Annotated in this window: 28 protein-coding genes; all 28 read left to right on the top strand. The window is 38.2% G+C overall.

Annotation, left to right across the window (positions count from 1 at the left end):
• The first annotated feature begins 17 nt into the window (after positions 1-17).
• A complete protein-coding gene (gene rplC / locus G6W41_RS03760) occupies positions 18-596 on the top strand; it encodes a 50S ribosomal protein L3 (RefSeq protein ID WP_002941563.1) in 579 nt (192 codons plus the stop codon).
• Positions 593-1207, top strand: coding sequence for a 50S ribosomal protein L4 (gene rplD, locus G6W41_RS03765; protein ID WP_002941609.1), 615 nt, complete (start codon positions 593-595; stop codon positions 1205-1207). The genes rplC and rplD overlap by 4 nt, the downstream gene beginning before the upstream one ends.
• A 1-nt stretch (position 1208) precedes the next feature.
• On the top strand, positions 1209-1490 hold the full coding sequence (locus tag G6W41_RS03770; RefSeq protein ID WP_002941535.1) for a 50S ribosomal protein L23: 282 nt from the start codon (positions 1209-1211) through the stop codon (positions 1488-1490).
• A 1-nt stretch (position 1491) separates the two neighbouring features.
• A complete protein-coding gene (gene rplB, locus G6W41_RS03775; protein ID WP_002941522.1) occupies positions 1492-2325 on the top strand; it encodes a 50S ribosomal protein L2 in 834 nt (277 codons plus the stop codon).
• Positions 2326-2327: 2 nt separating this feature from the next.
• On the top strand, positions 2328-2609 hold the full coding sequence (gene rpsS, locus G6W41_RS03780; protein WP_002941639.1) for a 30S ribosomal protein S19: 282 nt from the start codon (positions 2328-2330) through the stop codon (positions 2607-2609).
• Between the two features lie 11 nt (positions 2610-2620).
• Positions 2621-2953 carry a 50S ribosomal protein L22 gene (gene rplV / locus G6W41_RS03785; RefSeq protein WP_194170672.1) on the top strand — a complete coding sequence of 111 codons (333 nt, stop codon included), beginning with the start codon at positions 2621-2623 and terminating at the stop codon, positions 2951-2953.
• Position 2954: 1 nt separating this feature from the next.
• Positions 2955-3653 (top strand): 30S ribosomal protein S3, encoded by a 699-nt coding sequence (gene rpsC / locus G6W41_RS03790; protein ID WP_002941650.1) that lies wholly within the window; start codon positions 2955-2957, stop codon positions 3651-3653.
• A 2-nt stretch (positions 3654-3655) separates the two neighbouring features.
• Entirely contained in the window at positions 3656-4081 is a 426-nt protein-coding gene (gene rplP, locus G6W41_RS03795) for a 50S ribosomal protein L16 (protein WP_194170673.1), read from the top strand.
• A complete protein-coding gene (gene rpmC / locus G6W41_RS03800) occupies positions 4068-4262 on the top strand; it encodes a 50S ribosomal protein L29 (RefSeq protein ID WP_087586687.1) in 195 nt (64 codons plus the stop codon). The genes rplP and rpmC overlap by 14 nt, the downstream gene beginning before the upstream one ends.
• Before the next feature lies 1 nt (position 4263).
• Entirely contained in the window at positions 4264-4515 is a 252-nt protein-coding gene (rpsQ, locus tag G6W41_RS03805; protein WP_002941511.1) for a 30S ribosomal protein S17, read from the top strand.
• Positions 4515-4883, top strand: coding sequence for a 50S ribosomal protein L14 (gene rplN / locus G6W41_RS03810; RefSeq protein ID WP_002941516.1), 369 nt, complete (start codon positions 4515-4517; stop codon positions 4881-4883). The genes rpsQ and rplN overlap by 1 nt, the downstream gene beginning before the upstream one ends.
• Positions 4883-5119 (top strand): 50S ribosomal protein L24, encoded by a 237-nt coding sequence (rplX, locus tag G6W41_RS03815; RefSeq protein WP_009295260.1) that lies wholly within the window; start codon positions 4883-4885, stop codon positions 5117-5119. Before rplN ends, rplX begins: the two co-directional genes overlap by 1 nt.
• 5 nt (positions 5120-5124) lie before the next feature.
• Positions 5125-5670, top strand: coding sequence for a 50S ribosomal protein L5 (rplE, locus tag G6W41_RS03820; protein WP_002941643.1), 546 nt, complete (start codon positions 5125-5127; stop codon positions 5668-5670).
• A gap of 1 nt (position 5671) precedes the next feature.
• Entirely contained in the window at positions 5672-5857 is a 186-nt protein-coding gene (locus tag G6W41_RS03825) for a type Z 30S ribosomal protein S14 (RefSeq protein WP_002941532.1), read from the top strand.
• 9 nt (positions 5858-5866) lie between these two features.
• Entirely contained in the window at positions 5867-6262 is a 396-nt protein-coding gene (gene rpsH, locus G6W41_RS03830; protein ID WP_035169968.1) for a 30S ribosomal protein S8, read from the top strand.
• Positions 6263-6440: 178 nt separating this feature from the next.
• Entirely contained in the window at positions 6441-6977 is a 537-nt protein-coding gene (gene rplF / locus G6W41_RS03835) for a 50S ribosomal protein L6 (RefSeq protein ID WP_002941606.1), read from the top strand.
• A 10-nt stretch (positions 6978-6987) separates the two neighbouring features.
• Positions 6988-7344 carry a 50S ribosomal protein L18 gene (gene rplR, locus G6W41_RS03840; RefSeq protein WP_002941658.1) on the top strand — a complete coding sequence of 119 codons (357 nt, stop codon included), beginning with the start codon at positions 6988-6990 and terminating at the stop codon, positions 7342-7344.
• A gap of 15 nt (positions 7345-7359) precedes the next feature.
• Complete coding sequence (gene rpsE / locus G6W41_RS03845; protein WP_002941646.1) at positions 7360-7803, top strand: 30S ribosomal protein S5; 444 nt, start codon at positions 7360-7362, stop codon at positions 7801-7803.
• Positions 7804-7818: 15 nt separating this feature from the next.
• Positions 7819-8220: a 50S ribosomal protein L15 gene (gene rplO, locus G6W41_RS03850; RefSeq protein ID WP_103609786.1), complete on the top strand. Its 402-nt coding sequence runs from the start codon at positions 7819-7821 to the stop codon at positions 8218-8220.
• Positions 8220-9482: a preprotein translocase subunit SecY gene (gene secY / locus G6W41_RS03855; protein ID WP_009295263.1), complete on the top strand. Its 1263-nt coding sequence runs from the start codon at positions 8220-8222 to the stop codon at positions 9480-9482. Before rplO ends, secY begins: the two co-directional genes overlap by 1 nt.
• Before the next feature lies 1 nt (position 9483).
• A complete protein-coding gene (gene map, locus G6W41_RS03860; protein ID WP_194170674.1) occupies positions 9484-10242 on the top strand; it encodes a type I methionyl aminopeptidase in 759 nt (252 codons plus the stop codon).
• Positions 10243-10274: 32 nt separating this feature from the next.
• The gene (gene infA / locus G6W41_RS03865; protein WP_002848031.1) at positions 10275-10493 is read left to right on the top strand and encodes a translation initiation factor IF-1; all 219 of its coding nucleotides are present in this window, start codon (positions 10275-10277) and stop codon (positions 10491-10493) included.
• Positions 10494-10682: 189 nt separating this feature from the next.
• Complete coding sequence (gene rpmJ, locus G6W41_RS03870) at positions 10683-10796, top strand: 50S ribosomal protein L36 (RefSeq protein WP_002941545.1); 114 nt, start codon at positions 10683-10685, stop codon at positions 10794-10796.
• A 3-nt stretch (positions 10797-10799) separates the two neighbouring features.
• Positions 10800-11168 (top strand): 30S ribosomal protein S13, encoded by a 369-nt coding sequence (rpsM, locus tag G6W41_RS03875; protein WP_012140556.1) that lies wholly within the window; start codon positions 10800-10802, stop codon positions 11166-11168.
• Between the two features lie 22 nt (positions 11169-11190).
• A complete protein-coding gene (gene rpsK, locus G6W41_RS03880; protein WP_002941551.1) occupies positions 11191-11583 on the top strand; it encodes a 30S ribosomal protein S11 in 393 nt (130 codons plus the stop codon).
• Between the two features lie 25 nt (positions 11584-11608).
• A complete protein-coding gene (gene rpsD, locus G6W41_RS03885; protein WP_002941501.1) occupies positions 11609-12235 on the top strand; it encodes a 30S ribosomal protein S4 in 627 nt (208 codons plus the stop codon).
• Between the two features lie 14 nt (positions 12236-12249).
• Entirely contained in the window at positions 12250-13266 is a 1017-nt protein-coding gene (locus G6W41_RS03890) for a DNA-directed RNA polymerase subunit alpha (RefSeq protein WP_002941564.1), read from the top strand.
• An 11-nt stretch (positions 13267-13277) separates the two neighbouring features.
• Positions 13278-13634 (top strand): 50S ribosomal protein L17, encoded by a 357-nt coding sequence (rplQ, locus tag G6W41_RS03895; RefSeq protein ID WP_002941584.1) that lies wholly within the window; start codon positions 13278-13280, stop codon positions 13632-13634.
• The last annotated feature ends 551 nt before the right edge of the window (positions 13635-14185 follow it).

Consider the following 14185-nt stretch of genomic DNA (forward strand, 5'->3'; position numbering starts at 1 on the left):
GACAAAAGGATAAGAGTATGGAATATATTGTAGAAAAAATAGGCATGAGTAGAACGATTGCCACGAAGAGTACGCCAGTTACACTACTTAAGCTAGTTGAGGCTAAAGTATGTGAGATCGACGAAAACAAACGTGCTATCGTAGCGTATGCCCACACTAAAGCAAACAACAAAGCTATCGCTGGTCAGCAAAAAAAATACAATCTGACAGCAGAATTTAACAAATTTGCTACGCTTGAAGTAGCTAATAGCGAAGTTGGAAACCTAGACTTTACACCATTAAATGAGGCTAAAATTTTAAAAGTTAGCTTTAACTCAAAAGGTAGAGGCTACCAAGGTGTGGTAAAAAGACATGGTTTCGGTGGTGGTCCAAAAAGCCACGGCTCACGTTTCCACAGACGCCACGGTTCAATTGGTAACTGCGAATGGCCAGGTCGTGTTCAACCAGGTATGAAAATGGCAGGACACATGGGCAATGAGAAAGTTACTGTTAAAAACGAGCTAATAAGCTTTGACGCTCAAAATGGCATCGTAGTTGTAAAAGGTTGCGTTCCTGGTCACAATGGTGCAATGGGTAAAATAAGGATTGTAAAATGAGTAAAATTCACGTATTAAACGATAAATTTGAAAATTCAGGCGAGTTAGAGCTTCCTGCAAGCTACGCTGAAGTAAATCCGCACAACCTATATCTTTATGTAAAATCTTACCTTGCTGGCATAAGAGCAAATTCGGCTCATACTAAAAGCCGTGCTTTTGTAAGCGGTGGTGGTAAAAAACCATGGAGACAAAAAGGACGTGGTGGTGCAAGAGCGGGTTCAACTAGAACTAACGTTTGGGTAGGCGGTGCAGTTGCATTTGGTCCAACAAACGAGAAAAACTATTTTCAAAAAGTCAATAAAAAACAAAAAAGACTAGCTCTTGAGTACGCTTTGGCAGCAAAAGCACAAGATGGTAAAATTTTCGCAGTAGATAGCATCTCAATCGAGTCTGGAAAGACAAAAGATGCAGCTAATATCATCAAAAATTTAAAAGTAAAAGACGCACTTATCGTTAAAGATTTACTAGACGATAAAACACTACTTGCTTTTAGAAATTTAGCAAACTGCTATGTAGTAGATGCAAATGAGGTAAATGCTTATCTTGTCTCTACATTTAGTTCGGTTATCATTGAAAAAGCTGCACTAAAAACTATAACAAAAGAGGGCTAAAATGGCGGATATAACTGATATCAAAACAATTATTTATACAGAAAAAACTCTAGGCCTTCAAGAACAAGGCGTTGTTGTTATCCAAACTTCACCAAGAGTTACAAAAAACAGCTTAAAAGCGGTTTTACAAGAGTATTTTGGAGTAACGCCTGTTCGCGTAAATTCACTTAGAATTAGCGGTAAGGTTAAGCGTTTTAGAGGAAGAGCAGGCCAACGTGACGAGATAAAGAAATTCTACGTTAAGTTACCTGAAGGCGTAAGCCTAGAAAATACGGAGGCGTAAGATGGCTATAAAATCATATAAACCATATACACCTAGTCGTAGATATATGACTGGACTAAGCTCTGAAGATATAACAGCTAAACCAAGCGTTAGAAGCTTGCTTGTTAAACTACCTGCAACTGGTGGTAGAAACAACAATGGTCGTATAACTTCAAGACATAAAGAAGCAGGTGCAAAAAAACTTTATCGTATCATCGACTTCAAACGTCGTAAATTTGGTATAGAAGGTAAAGTTGAAGCGATCGAGTACGATCCAAACAGAAACTGCCGTATCGCTCTTATAGCTTACAAAGATGGCGAAAAACGCTATATCATTAGACCAAATGGCCTAAATGTTGGCGACGTTATCGCATCTATCGATGAGGGCTCACTAGATATTAAACCAGGCAACGCTATGAAATTAAGATTTATACCAGTTGGTACTATCGTTCATAACGTAGAGCTAAAACCTGGTAAAGGCGCTCAGATAGCTCGTTCAGCTGGTGGTTATGCTCAGCTAATGGGTAAAGAAGAGAAGTATGTTATCTTAAGGATGCCAAGTGGCGAGATGAGACAAGTGCTAGCTGAGTGTATGGCAAGTATCGGTGTAGTAGGCAACGAAGACTGGGCTAACATCACTATAGGTAAAGCTGGACGTAATCGCTACCGCGGTATCCGCCCACAAACACGTGGTTCTGCTATGAACCCAGTTGATCACCCACACGGCGGTGGTGAAGGTAAGAAAAATTCAGGCCGTCACCCAGTTACTCCATGGGGTAAACCAACTAAAGGTGCTAAGACTCGCCGTAAAAAAGCTAGCGATAAGCTTATAATTTCAAGAAGGAAAGGAAAATAGAGATGGCAAGATCACTCAAAAAAGGTCCTTTCGTAGATGATCATGTAATGAAAAAAGTTATTGCCGCAAAAAATGCAAACGATAACAAACCAATCAAGACTTGGTCAAGACGTAGCACGATTGTACCTGAAATGATTGGACTAACATTTAACGTTCATAATGGCAAGAGCTTTATTCCTGTATATGTTACAGAAAATCATATAGGCTATAAACTTGGCGAATTTGCTCCAACACGCACATTTAAGGGTCACAAAGGCTCAGTGCAAAAGAAAATCGGCAAGTAAGGGGAGATAATATGAGTAAAGCAATTATAAAATTCGTAAGACTTTCTCCTACAAAAGCAAGACTTATAGCAAGAGAAGTTCAAGGTATGAATGCCGAGCTAGCACTTGCAAGCTTGCAATTTATGCCAAATCGTGGTGCTAAATTTATAGCAAACGCTATTAGCTCAGCAGTAGCAAATGGCAGATTTGAGCCAGAAGAAGTTGTAGTAACTAGTTGCCGCGTTGACGCTGGTCCTGTATTAAAGAGATTTAGACCAAGAGCAAGAGGAACAGCGAGCAAAATTCGCAAACCTACTTCTCATGTAATGGTAGAAGTATCTAAACCTGAAAAGAAGGAAGCATAATATGGGACAAAAAGTAAATCCAATAGGTCTTAGACTAGGAATTAACCGCAACTGGGAATCTAGATGGTTTCCAACCAAACAAAGTCTTCCTGAAAATATCGGTGAAGATTACAAAATTCGTGCATTTTTAAAGAAAAAGCTTTACTATGCAGGAATTAGCCAAATTTTAATCGAAAGAACGGCTAAAAAACTTCGTGTAACCGTAGTTGCAGCTCGTCCTGGTATCATCATCGGCAAAAAAGGCCAAGATGTTGAAAACCTAAAGAACGAAGTTAGCAAACTTATCGGCAAAGAAGTAAATGTAAATATCAAAGAAGAAAGAAAAGCTCAAGCTTCAGCTCAACTTGCTGCTGAAAACGTAGCTATGCAACTTGAAAAGCGTGTCGCATTTAGACGTGCTATGAAAAAAGTTATCCAAGGTGCTCAAAAATCAGGCGCTAAAGGTATCAAAATTTCAGTTGCTGGTCGTTTAGGTGGTGCTGAGATGGCAAGAACCGAGTGGTATCTAGAAGGTCGCGTTCCGCTTCATACTCTTAGAGCAAAGATAGATTACGGTGTAGCTGAGGCTCATACAACTTATGGAAACATAGGTATTAAAGTATGGATTTTTAAAGGTGAGGTTCTTCAAAAAGGTGTTCAACCTGAAAAAACTGAAGAAGAGGCACCTAAGAAAACACGTAGAGCAAGAAGAGGTAAATAATTATGTTGATGCCTAAAAGAACGAAATTTCGTAAGCAAATGAAAGGTCGCAACCGTGGTTATGCGACTCGCGGAGCATCTTTAGCAACTGGCGAATTTGCACTTAAAGCTGTTGAGGCTGGTAGAGTAAATTCACGCCAAATAGAAGCTGCTCGTCAAGCTCTAACTCGTCACGTAAAGAGACAGGCTAAAATTTGGATTAGGGTTTTCCCTGATAAGCCACTTACTAAAAAACCTCTACAAACTCGTATGGGTAAAGGTAAGGCAGGAGTTGAAGAGTGGGTTATGAACATTAAACCTGGTCGTATAATATTTGAAATGGCTGGTGTTAGCGAAGAGCTAGCTCGTGAAGCTTTAACTTTGGCTCTACACAAACTTCCTTTCAAATCAAAATTTGTAACGCGAGAGAGTGAAAATGAAATATACTGAGTTAAAAGATAAGAGCGTTGCAGAATTAAACGCGTTGCTAAAAGAGAAAAAGGTGCTTTTATTTACACTTAAACAAAAGCTAAAAACTATGCAGTTAAGCAACCCTAATGAGATTAGTGCTGTTCGCAAAGAGATAGCTCAGATCAACACTGCAATTAGTGCAACAAGACAAGGGGCGTAAAATGGCATTAAAAAGAGAAATTCAAGGTGTTGTTTTACAAAAAGCTGGAGATAAAACAGCTACTATTTTGGTAGAAAGACGCGTTATGCACCCAAGATACCATAAATTTGTAAAACGCTTTAAGAAGTATTTAGTTCATGATGAGAAAAATGAGACAAGAGCAGGCGATACAGTTGTTGCAGTTGAGTGCAGACCACTTTCAGCTCGCAAGAATTTTCGCTTAAAAGCTGTATTGGCAAAGGGAGTTGAGTAATGATTCAAAGTTTTACAAGACTTGCAGTTGCTGATAACAGCGGCGCAAAAGAGTTAATGTGTATAAAAGTTCTTGGCGGCAGCAAAAGAAGATACGCTACACTTGGCGATATCATAGTTTGCTCTGTTAAAAAAGCTCTTCCAAATGGTAAGATCAAAAAAGGACAGGTTGTAAAAGCTGTTGTTGTAAGAACTAAAAGAGAGGTTCAAAGAGATAATGGTTCGCTAATCCGCTTCGACGAGAACGCAGCTGTTATACTTGATAGCAAAAAAGAGCCAGTCGGCACTCGTATTTTTGGACCAGTTGGACGTGAAGTTAGATATGCTAACTTTATGAAGATTGTTTCGCTAGCTCCGGAGGTTTTATAATGGCTAATGTAAAATTTAAAGTCAAAAAAGGCGATACTGTAAAGATCATCGCTGGTGACGATAAAGGCAAAACTGGTAAAATTTTAGCAGTTCTTGCAAAAAAAGGTCAGGTTATAGTTGAGGGATGCAAAGTAGCTAAAAAAGCTATCAAACCAAGCGAAAAAACTCCAAATGGTGGTCACGTAAATAAAGAGATGCCAATTGATATATCAAACGTCGCGAAAGTTGAAGGATAAGAGATATGAGTAGATTAAAAGATAAATTTAACGAAACTATCAAGCCAGCTCTCGTAAAAGAATTTGACATCAAAAATCCAATGCTTATCCCTGCGCTCGAGAAAATCGTGATCAGTGTAGGCGCTGGAGACTCTGCGAAAGATCAGAAAGTGCTTCAAAATATGGCTGATACTATTTCACTTATCGCTGGACAAAAAGCGGTTATTACTGATGCTAAAAAATCAGTTGCTGGCTTTAAAGTTCGCGAGGGTTTTCCTGTTGGTATCAAAGTAACTTTGAGAAAAGAGCAAATGTATGCTTTCTTAGATAAGCTAATAAGCGTTGCTCTTCCAAGAGTTAAAGACTTCCGTGGTCTTCCAAAAAATGGCTTTGATGGACGTGGAAACTATAACTTTGGTCTTAGCGAGCAGCTAATGTTTCCAGAGGTTGAGTATGATAAAATTTTACGAACTCATGGTATGAATATTACGATTGCTACTACGGCTAAAAATGATAAAGAGGCATTCAAATTGCTAGAGCTATTTGGTGTGCCGTTTGCAAAAGGAAAGTAAAATGGCAAAGAAATCAATGATAGCAAAAGCTGCACGCAAGCCAAAATTTGCGGTTCGCGGCTATACTAGATGCCAAATTTGCGGTCGTCCGCACTCTGTTTATAAAGATTTTGGAATTTGCCGTGTTTGCCTAAGAAAAATGGCTAACGAAGGCCTAATACCTGGTCTTAAAAAAGCAAGTTGGTAAGGAATAGAAATGTTGAACGATTTAATATCAGATGGATTAACACGCATTAGAAATGCAAGTATGAGAAGACTTGAGACTGCTAAATTGCTTCATTCTAAGGTTGTTGAGGCTACTCTTTCTATCCTTGCAGCAAAAGGCTATATCGAGAGCTACAACGTTATTGAAGAAGGTAACAAGAAATTTATAAACGTAGTTTTAAAGTATGATGAGTACGGCAGAAGCGTTATAAACGAGCTTAAAAGGGTTTCAAAACCTGGTCGCCGTGTTTATCAAGGCAAAGACGACATTAAGCGTTTTAAAAATGGTTACGGAACAGTTATCGTTAGCACAAGCAAAGGCGTTATGAGCGGTATTGAAGCAAGTAAAGCTGGTGTTGGTGGCGAGGTTCTTTGCACCGTTTGGTAATAGTAAAGCAGCGTTTTGGCGTTGTTTTAAATTTAGAAATTTAACTTTAGCTAGGTGAAATTTTATATTTTGCCCAGGCTAAATTTAGTCAGGTTTCGTCAAATTTGACGATCAAATTTACGGCATTGTGGTGTTTATTCGTAAATGTAGGAACACCCTAGACAAGTAAAGGAAAAAAATGTCACGTATTGGAAAACAGCCTATCGCTATCCCAAGTGGTGTAGACGTTAGCGTTGAAAATAATGTCCTAAAATTTAAAAAGGGCAATCACTTAAAAGAGCTTGACACAAAAGGTCACGTTGATGTCAAGATAGAAAATGGTCATATAGTTTTTGCTCCAAAGGGCGAAGATCGCCAAAGCAGAGCTTACTGGGGAACATATAGAGCACTTGCTAACAACATCGTAACTGGTATCACTCATGGCTTTACTCGCCAGCTTGAGATCAACGGCGTTGGCTACAAAGCAGCTGCAAAAGGTAAAATTTTAGAGCTTTCTCTTGGTTTTTCACACCTTATCAACTATGAGTTACCAGCAGGCGTTGAAGCTAGCGTTGATAAAAACGTTATTACTATCAAAGGTGACGATAAACAAGTAGTAGGTCAAGTGGCTGCTCAAGTTAGAGGATTTAGACCACCTGAGCCATATAAAGGCAAAGGTGTTAAATATCTAGAAGAACGTATCATCCGCAAAGCGGGCAAGACATCTAAGAAGTAAGGGGCGGTAAATGACAGCAAAAGTACTAAAAAGAAAAATCGCTCTTAGAATTAAGAGAAAAAGAAGAATCAGAGGTAAAATTTCTGGTGTTGCAACTTGCCCAAGAGTTTCTATTTTCAAATCAAACAGGACTCTTTATGTTCAAGCGATTGACGACGTTACAGCTACTACACTAGCTGCGGTTGATGGTAGAAAAATAGGCATAAAAGCAAACAAAGAAGGTGCGGTCACTTTAGCTAAAGAATTTGCTAAGGCTTTAAAAGCTAAGAAGATAGATGTTGCGATTTTTGATAGAAATGGTTATTTATACCATGGTGTTATTGCAGCATTTGCTGAAGCTTTAAGAGAAAATGGCATCAAGCTATAACCCAAAGGAAAATCGATGGAAAAATATAATAGAGAAGAATTTGAAGAAGTAATCGTCGATATCGGTCGGGTTACAAAGGTTGTTAAAGGTGGTCGTAGATTTAGATTTACAGCTTTAGTTGTTGTTGGTAATAGAAATGGCCTAGTTGGCTTTGGATATGGCAAAGCTAAAGAGGTGCCAGATGCGATGAGAAAAGCAATTGACGACGCATTTAAAAATATTATCCACGTTAAGATCAAGGGCACAACTATCCCTCACGATGTAGAGGTAAAATATAACGCAAGTAGAATGTTACTTCGCCCAGCTAGCGAAGGTACTGGTGTTATCGCTGGTGGTAGTGCACGTCCTATCATCGAGCTTGCAGGTATTAAGGATATCCTTACTAAATCACTTGGCTCAAACAACTCAGCAAACGTCGTTCGTGCTACTATAAAAGCACTTAGTTTGCTAAAAAGCTAAGAGAAAGGAGTTAAGATGGCATTAGAAAAATTAACACCTGCTGCAGGTTCAACTCATGCAACTAAAAGAATAGGTCGTGGTCAAGGCAGTGGCAATGGCAAAACTGCTGGCAAAGGCAACAAAGGTCAAAGAGCAAGAAAAGGCTATAATGAAAAAAGAGGTTTTGAGGGCGGACAACAACCACTTCAAAGACGTCTTCCAAAGGTAGGCTTTGCTTCTAAATTTGAAAAACCTTATGTTATCAATGTTGAAAAGATCACAGCTATAAAAGAGCTTGCGGAAATTTCAATCGCAACAATAGCTAGCGTTCATAAAATTTCAAAGAGCGTTACTAAGATAAAACTAATCGGTGCAAGCGCAAAAGCTCTTGCTTCAAAGATCAAAGACGAGAACGTTAGCGTTAGCGGAACAAAATAATGGATAAAACACTGACCAACAAGATTTTAATCACGTTGGCATTTTTGTTCGCATACAGGATACTGGCTTATGTGCCAGTTCCTGGTGTTAATGTCGACGTAATTAAAGAATTTTTCAATTCAAACAATAGCAACGCCTTGGGTCTATTTAATATGTTTAGTGGTAAAGCCGCTGAGCGTTTAAGTATCATATCTCTAGGCATTATGCCTTACATCACAGCTTCGATCATCATGGAGCTTCTAGCAGCGACATTTCCAAAGTTAGGTCAGATGAAAAAAGAGCGCGACGGTATGCAAAAATATATGCAAATCATACGTTATGCAACTATCGTTATCACTCTTGTACAATCAATCGGCGTCTCTATCGGACTTCAAAGCTTAAGCGGTCGTGGCGGCGAGCAAGCTATCATGATAGATATGAATTTATTTATCGCGATCTCTGCTGTATCTATGCTAACTGGCACTATGCTACTTATGTGGATAGGCGAGCAGATCACGCAGCGCGGTATAGGCAATGGTATAAGTCTTATCATCTTTGCGGGCATCGTCTCTGGCATACCTAGTGCGATCGGCGGAACTGTAAATTTGGTAAATACTTCTGAGATGAATTTCCTAACAGTAATTGCTATTTTGGTGATTATTCTAGCGACCATTGGTGCTATTATCTTTGTCGAGATGGGTGAAAGACGTATCCCTATTTCTTACTCAAGAAAAGTGATAATGGAAAATCAAAATAAACGTATAATGAACTATATACCGATCAAAGTAAATTTAAGTGGCGTTATCCCACCAATATTTGCTAGTGCGATTTTGATGTTTCCAAGTACTATTTTGCAGGCTAGCACAAATCCAGTAATCCAAGCTATTAACGACTTTTTAAGTCCAAATGGCTATATGTTTAATGTTTTAACATTTTTATTTATTATCTTCTTTGCGTTTTTCTACGCATCTATCGTCTTTAACACAAAAGATATAAGTGAAAATTTGAAAAAACAAGGCGGATTTATCCCAGGTGTTAGACCAGGCGAGAGTACGGCTAGCTATCTAAATGAAGTAGCTGGCAGACTAACTTTAGGTGGAGCTTTGTACTTGGGTATCATTTCAACATTACCTTGGGTACTTGTAAAGACCATGGGCGTACCATTTTATTTTGGCGGTACATCAGTTCTTATTGTGGTTTCAGTAGCACTTGATACGATGAGACGTATAGAAGCTCAGTCTTATACAAATAAATACCAAACTCTAAGTGCAGTAGGTCTATAAAATGGCTATCACGCTAAAAAGACCAGCTGAGATAGAGAAAATGAGAGCGGCGAACAAGATCGTCGCTCGAACTCTTGATCACGTTTCTACGATCATAAAACCTGGAATTTCCCTTCTTGAGATAGATAAAATTTGTGAAGATATGATAAGAGCTGCTGGAGCAAAACCGGCCTTTAAAGGGCTTTACGGCTTTCCAAATGCAGCTTGCATAAGCGTCAATGAAGTGGTAATCCACGGAATTCCAAACGAGTATAAACTAAAAGAGGGCGATATCGTTAGCGTTGATATTGGTTCAAATTTAGATGGTTACTTTGGTGACTCGGCTAGGACTTTTGGGGTTGGTAAAATTTCAAAAGAAGACGAGGCTTTGATCGCTTGCTCAAAAGACGCACTTTATTTTGCGATTGATTTTATAAGAGCTGGTATGCATTTTAAAGAGATTAGCTATGAGCTTGAGAAATTTATTCTTGGTAGAGGATATGTACCTTTGCGCGGATATTGCGGTCATGGCATAGGCAAAAGACCACACGAAGAGCCAGAAATTCCAAACTATCTTGAAGGAAACAACCCAAAAGCTGGACCAAAGATAAAAGAGGGGATGATTTTTTGTATAGAGCCGATGATCTGCCAAAAAGATGGCACACCAGTTTTGGGAAGCGATAACTGGAAAGTAACCTCAAAAGATGGTTTGAGAACTAGCCATTATGAGCATTGCATGGCGATAGTTAATGGCAAAGCCGAAATTTTAAGCCAAGCGTAAAATTTATAGCAAATTTAAAGAAAGGAGAGTTTGTGGCAAAAGACGATGTCATTGAGATTGATGGAAATGTTGTTGAAGCACTGCCAAATGCAACTTTTAAAGTTGAGCTTGACAACAAACATATAATTTTATGTCATATCGCCGGAAAGATGAGAATGCATTATATAAAGATAATGCCTGGCGACCGCGTAAAAGTAGAACTTACGCCATATAGCCTAGACAAGGGCAGGATCACTTATAGATATAAGTAAATTTGATTTTGTGGCAAATATGCTAAGTAAATTTAAAGCTGGTTTTGGGTAAAATCCAAGCTTTGCGAAAAGCTGTATGAAGAATTATTTTCAAAGTTCCCCACTTATTTTGAAAATAGTTGGTTTAAATTATTTCTTTAGACCTGATGCAGCCCCTAAAAAAGTGGAATAAATTTTTAGGAGACTAAAATGAAAGTTCGTCCTTCTGTAAAGAAGATGTGTGACAAATGTAAAATTGTCAAACGTAGTGGCATAATTCGTGTTATCTGCGAAAATCCAAAACATAAACAAAGACAAGGATAAGGCATGGCACGTATTGCAGGTGTAGATTTACCAAACAAAAAGAGAATCGAGTATGGTTTGACTTATATCTATGGTATAGGTCTTTATAAATCTCGTCAAATTCTTGACGCAGCTGGAATTTCTTACGACAAGAGAGTTTATGAGCTTAGCGAAGACGAAGCAGCAGCTATCCGTAAAGAAATTCAAGAGCACCACGTCGTTGAGGGTGATTTGAGAAAACAAGTTGCTATGGATATCAAAGCTCTTATGGATCTTGGAAGTTACAGAGGTCTTCGCCACAGAAAAGGTCTTCCTGTTCGTGGTCAAAAGACTAAAACTAATGCTAGAACCAGAAAAGGCAGACGTAAAACTGTCGGTGCGGCTACTAAGTAAGGCAATGGTTAAAGGATAATAAATGGCGAAAAGAAAAATTGTTAAGAAAAAAGTAGTTAGAAAAAGCATAGCCAAAGGTATCGTTTATATCAGTGCAACATTTAACAACACTATGGTAACTGTAACTGATGAAATGGGAAATGCTATTGCATGGAGTAGTGCAGGTGGCTTAGGCTTTAAGGGTAGTAAAAAATCAACTCCTTATGCAGCTCAACAAGCTGTAGAAGATGCTTTAAACAAAGCAAAAGAGCACGGCATTAAAGAAGTTGGCATCAAGGTTCAAGGTCCAGGTAGCGGACGTGAAACGGCTGTTAAGAGTGTAGGTGGTGTTGAAGGTATAAAAGTAACTTTCTTCAAAGATATCACACCTTTACCACACAATGGTTGCAGACCGCCAAAACGCCGCCGCGTATAATTAGAGAAAATTAGGAGAAATTATTATGGCTAGATATACAGGACCTGTTGAAAAATTAGAAAGACGTCTTGGTGTGTCTCTTGCGTTAAAAGGCGAAAGAAGACTCGCTGGTAAAAGCGCTTTAGAAAAAAGACCTTATGCACCAGGACAACACGGACAAAGAAGAGCAAAAATAAGCGAATATGGCTTACAACTTCGCGAGAAGCAAAAAGCTAAATTTATGTATGGCGTTTCAGAGAAACAATTTAGAAGATTGTTTCAAGAAGCAGCACGCCGCGAGGGCAACACTGGTGCTCTTTTGGTTCAACTACTAGAGCAGAGATTAGACAATGTTGTTTACAGAATGGGCTTTGCAACGACTCGTCGTTTTGCTCGCCAGCTAGTAACTCACGGACATATTTTAGTAAATGGCAAGAGAGTGGATATCCCATCTTACAGAGTGGAGCCAGGCTCTAAAGTAGAAGTTGCTGAGAAATCTAAAAACAATCCACAAATCGTTCGCGCGATCGATCTTACAGCTCAAACTGGCATCGTTGCTTGGGTAGATGTGGAAAAAGAGAAAAAATTTGGAATTTTCACTAGAAATCCAGAAAGAGAAGAGGTTATCATTCCTGTTGAGGAAAGATTTATAGTAGAGCTTTACTCAAAATAATAGAGGGTATAAAGATGAGAAAGATTACTACATCAGCTTATATGCCAACTGAAATAGAAGTTAAAAGTGTTAGCGAAAACGTCGCTAACATTACAGCATATCCTTTTGAAGCAGGCTATGCTGTTACTTTGGCTCACCCACTACGCCGTCTTCTTTACACAAGCACAGTAGGCTTTGCTCCTATCGGCGTAAAGATAAAAGGCGTTAGTCACGAATTTGATAGTATGCGTGGTATGCTTGAAGACGTGGCATTTTTTATTATAAATTTGAAGAAGATCAGATTTAAATTAAAAAGCGGCAGTGAGCGTGAAGTTATAGAGTATAGCTTTAAAGGACCAAAAGAGATAACTGGAGCTGACCTAAATAACGACCTAGTTGAGATCGTTAATCCAGACGCATATCTTGCAACTATCAACGAAGATGCTGAGTTAAATTTCTCAGTTATCATCCAAAAAGGTATCGGATATGTTCCTAGTGAAGAGATCAGAGAAGAGATCGAAGACGAGTATATCGCACTAGACGCTTTCTTTACACCTGTTAAAAAAGCAGTTTATGAGATACAAAACGTCTTGGTTGAAGATGACCCAGACTACGAGAAGATCGTATTTACGATAACAACAGATGGTCAAGTTGGTCCAGTAGAAGCTTTTAAAAATTGTTTAGAAGCTATGTATCAACAAATGTCAGTATTTAAAGGAATTTTAGATATTGATGTTAGTGCGCCAGTTGCTAGTTCAAGCGCAAGCGGCGAGTTCTCAAAGCTACTTTCTAGTGTAGAAGATCTAAATTTAAGCGCTAGAAGTTTTAACTGCCTTGATAAAGCTGATATTAGATTTATCGGTGAGCTTGCGTTGATGGACGAAAATGAGCTTAAAGAGCTTAAAAATTTAGGTAAAAAATCTCTTGAAGAGATAAAAGCGGTTATGGAAGAGATAGGCTATCCAGTTGGTGTCGATGTGTTAAAAGATAGCAAAGAGCAACTCAGAAAGAAAATAACCGAGCTAAAATCACAAATGAGTGCAAAAGAATAAAAGGACAATAGATGAGACATAAACACGGATATCGCAAACTTGGTAGAACGTCATCTCATAGATCTGCATTGCTTAAGAATTTAGCGATAGCTATCATCAAAAGCGAAAAGATAGAGACAACTTTACCAAAAGCAAAAGAGCTTAGAAGCTATGTTGAAAAGCTTATCACAAGAGCTAGAAAGGGCGACTCTAACGCTCACAGAGCAGTATTTGCTTCATTGCAAGACAAAGAGACTACAAATAAGCTAGTTACTGAAGTAGCTCCAAAATTCAAAGAGCGCAACGGTGGCTATACAAGAATCATCAAAACTCGCGTTCGCAGAGGCGACGCAGCTGAGATGGCTTATATAGAGCTAGTAGCTGAATAATCCCCAGAGAGCCTATCTGGCTCTCTTATCTTTCTAAATTTGTTTTTTTACGTTTATTTTTTAAAGTTTTTGTATTAAATTTTTTATCCATTCTGTGTGTAGTGAATTTACAAGTCGGAGCATTATAAATTTGATTTCGTGGCTTTTAGATGAGCTGATGCTATAGGTTAAAATAGTTGGTATAAGTAAATTTATAGTGTCTTTTAAGCACAAAAAAACAAACAGATGCTTTTTATTTATGCCAAAAATCTCAGAAATGAGGTTTTAAATTTATAGATCAAATTTATCTATTAAATTTTAAAGCTTATGCCATAAATTTATAAATTTAGAGCTAGTTGGTTTTTTAAATTTTACTTCGTTGATTTTTTGTGATATTTGCTTTAGGCGTGTTATTTCTATTTTGAGTGGTTCTGGGTCAAATTTATAAGCTATTTTGCGAAATTTTAGGATTAAGGCTATATATTTAAAATGCAAAAAGCAGGGCAAATTATCTAGACAAACTATCTCAAATTTAATTTATTCAAAAAAGAAATTTCAAATTTACAATTCAC

The organism is Campylobacter concisus (assembly GCF_015230035.1).
In the GTDB taxonomy this organism is placed as follows: Bacteria; Campylobacterota; Campylobacteria; order Campylobacterales; family Campylobacteraceae; genus Campylobacter_A; species Campylobacter_A concisus_BK.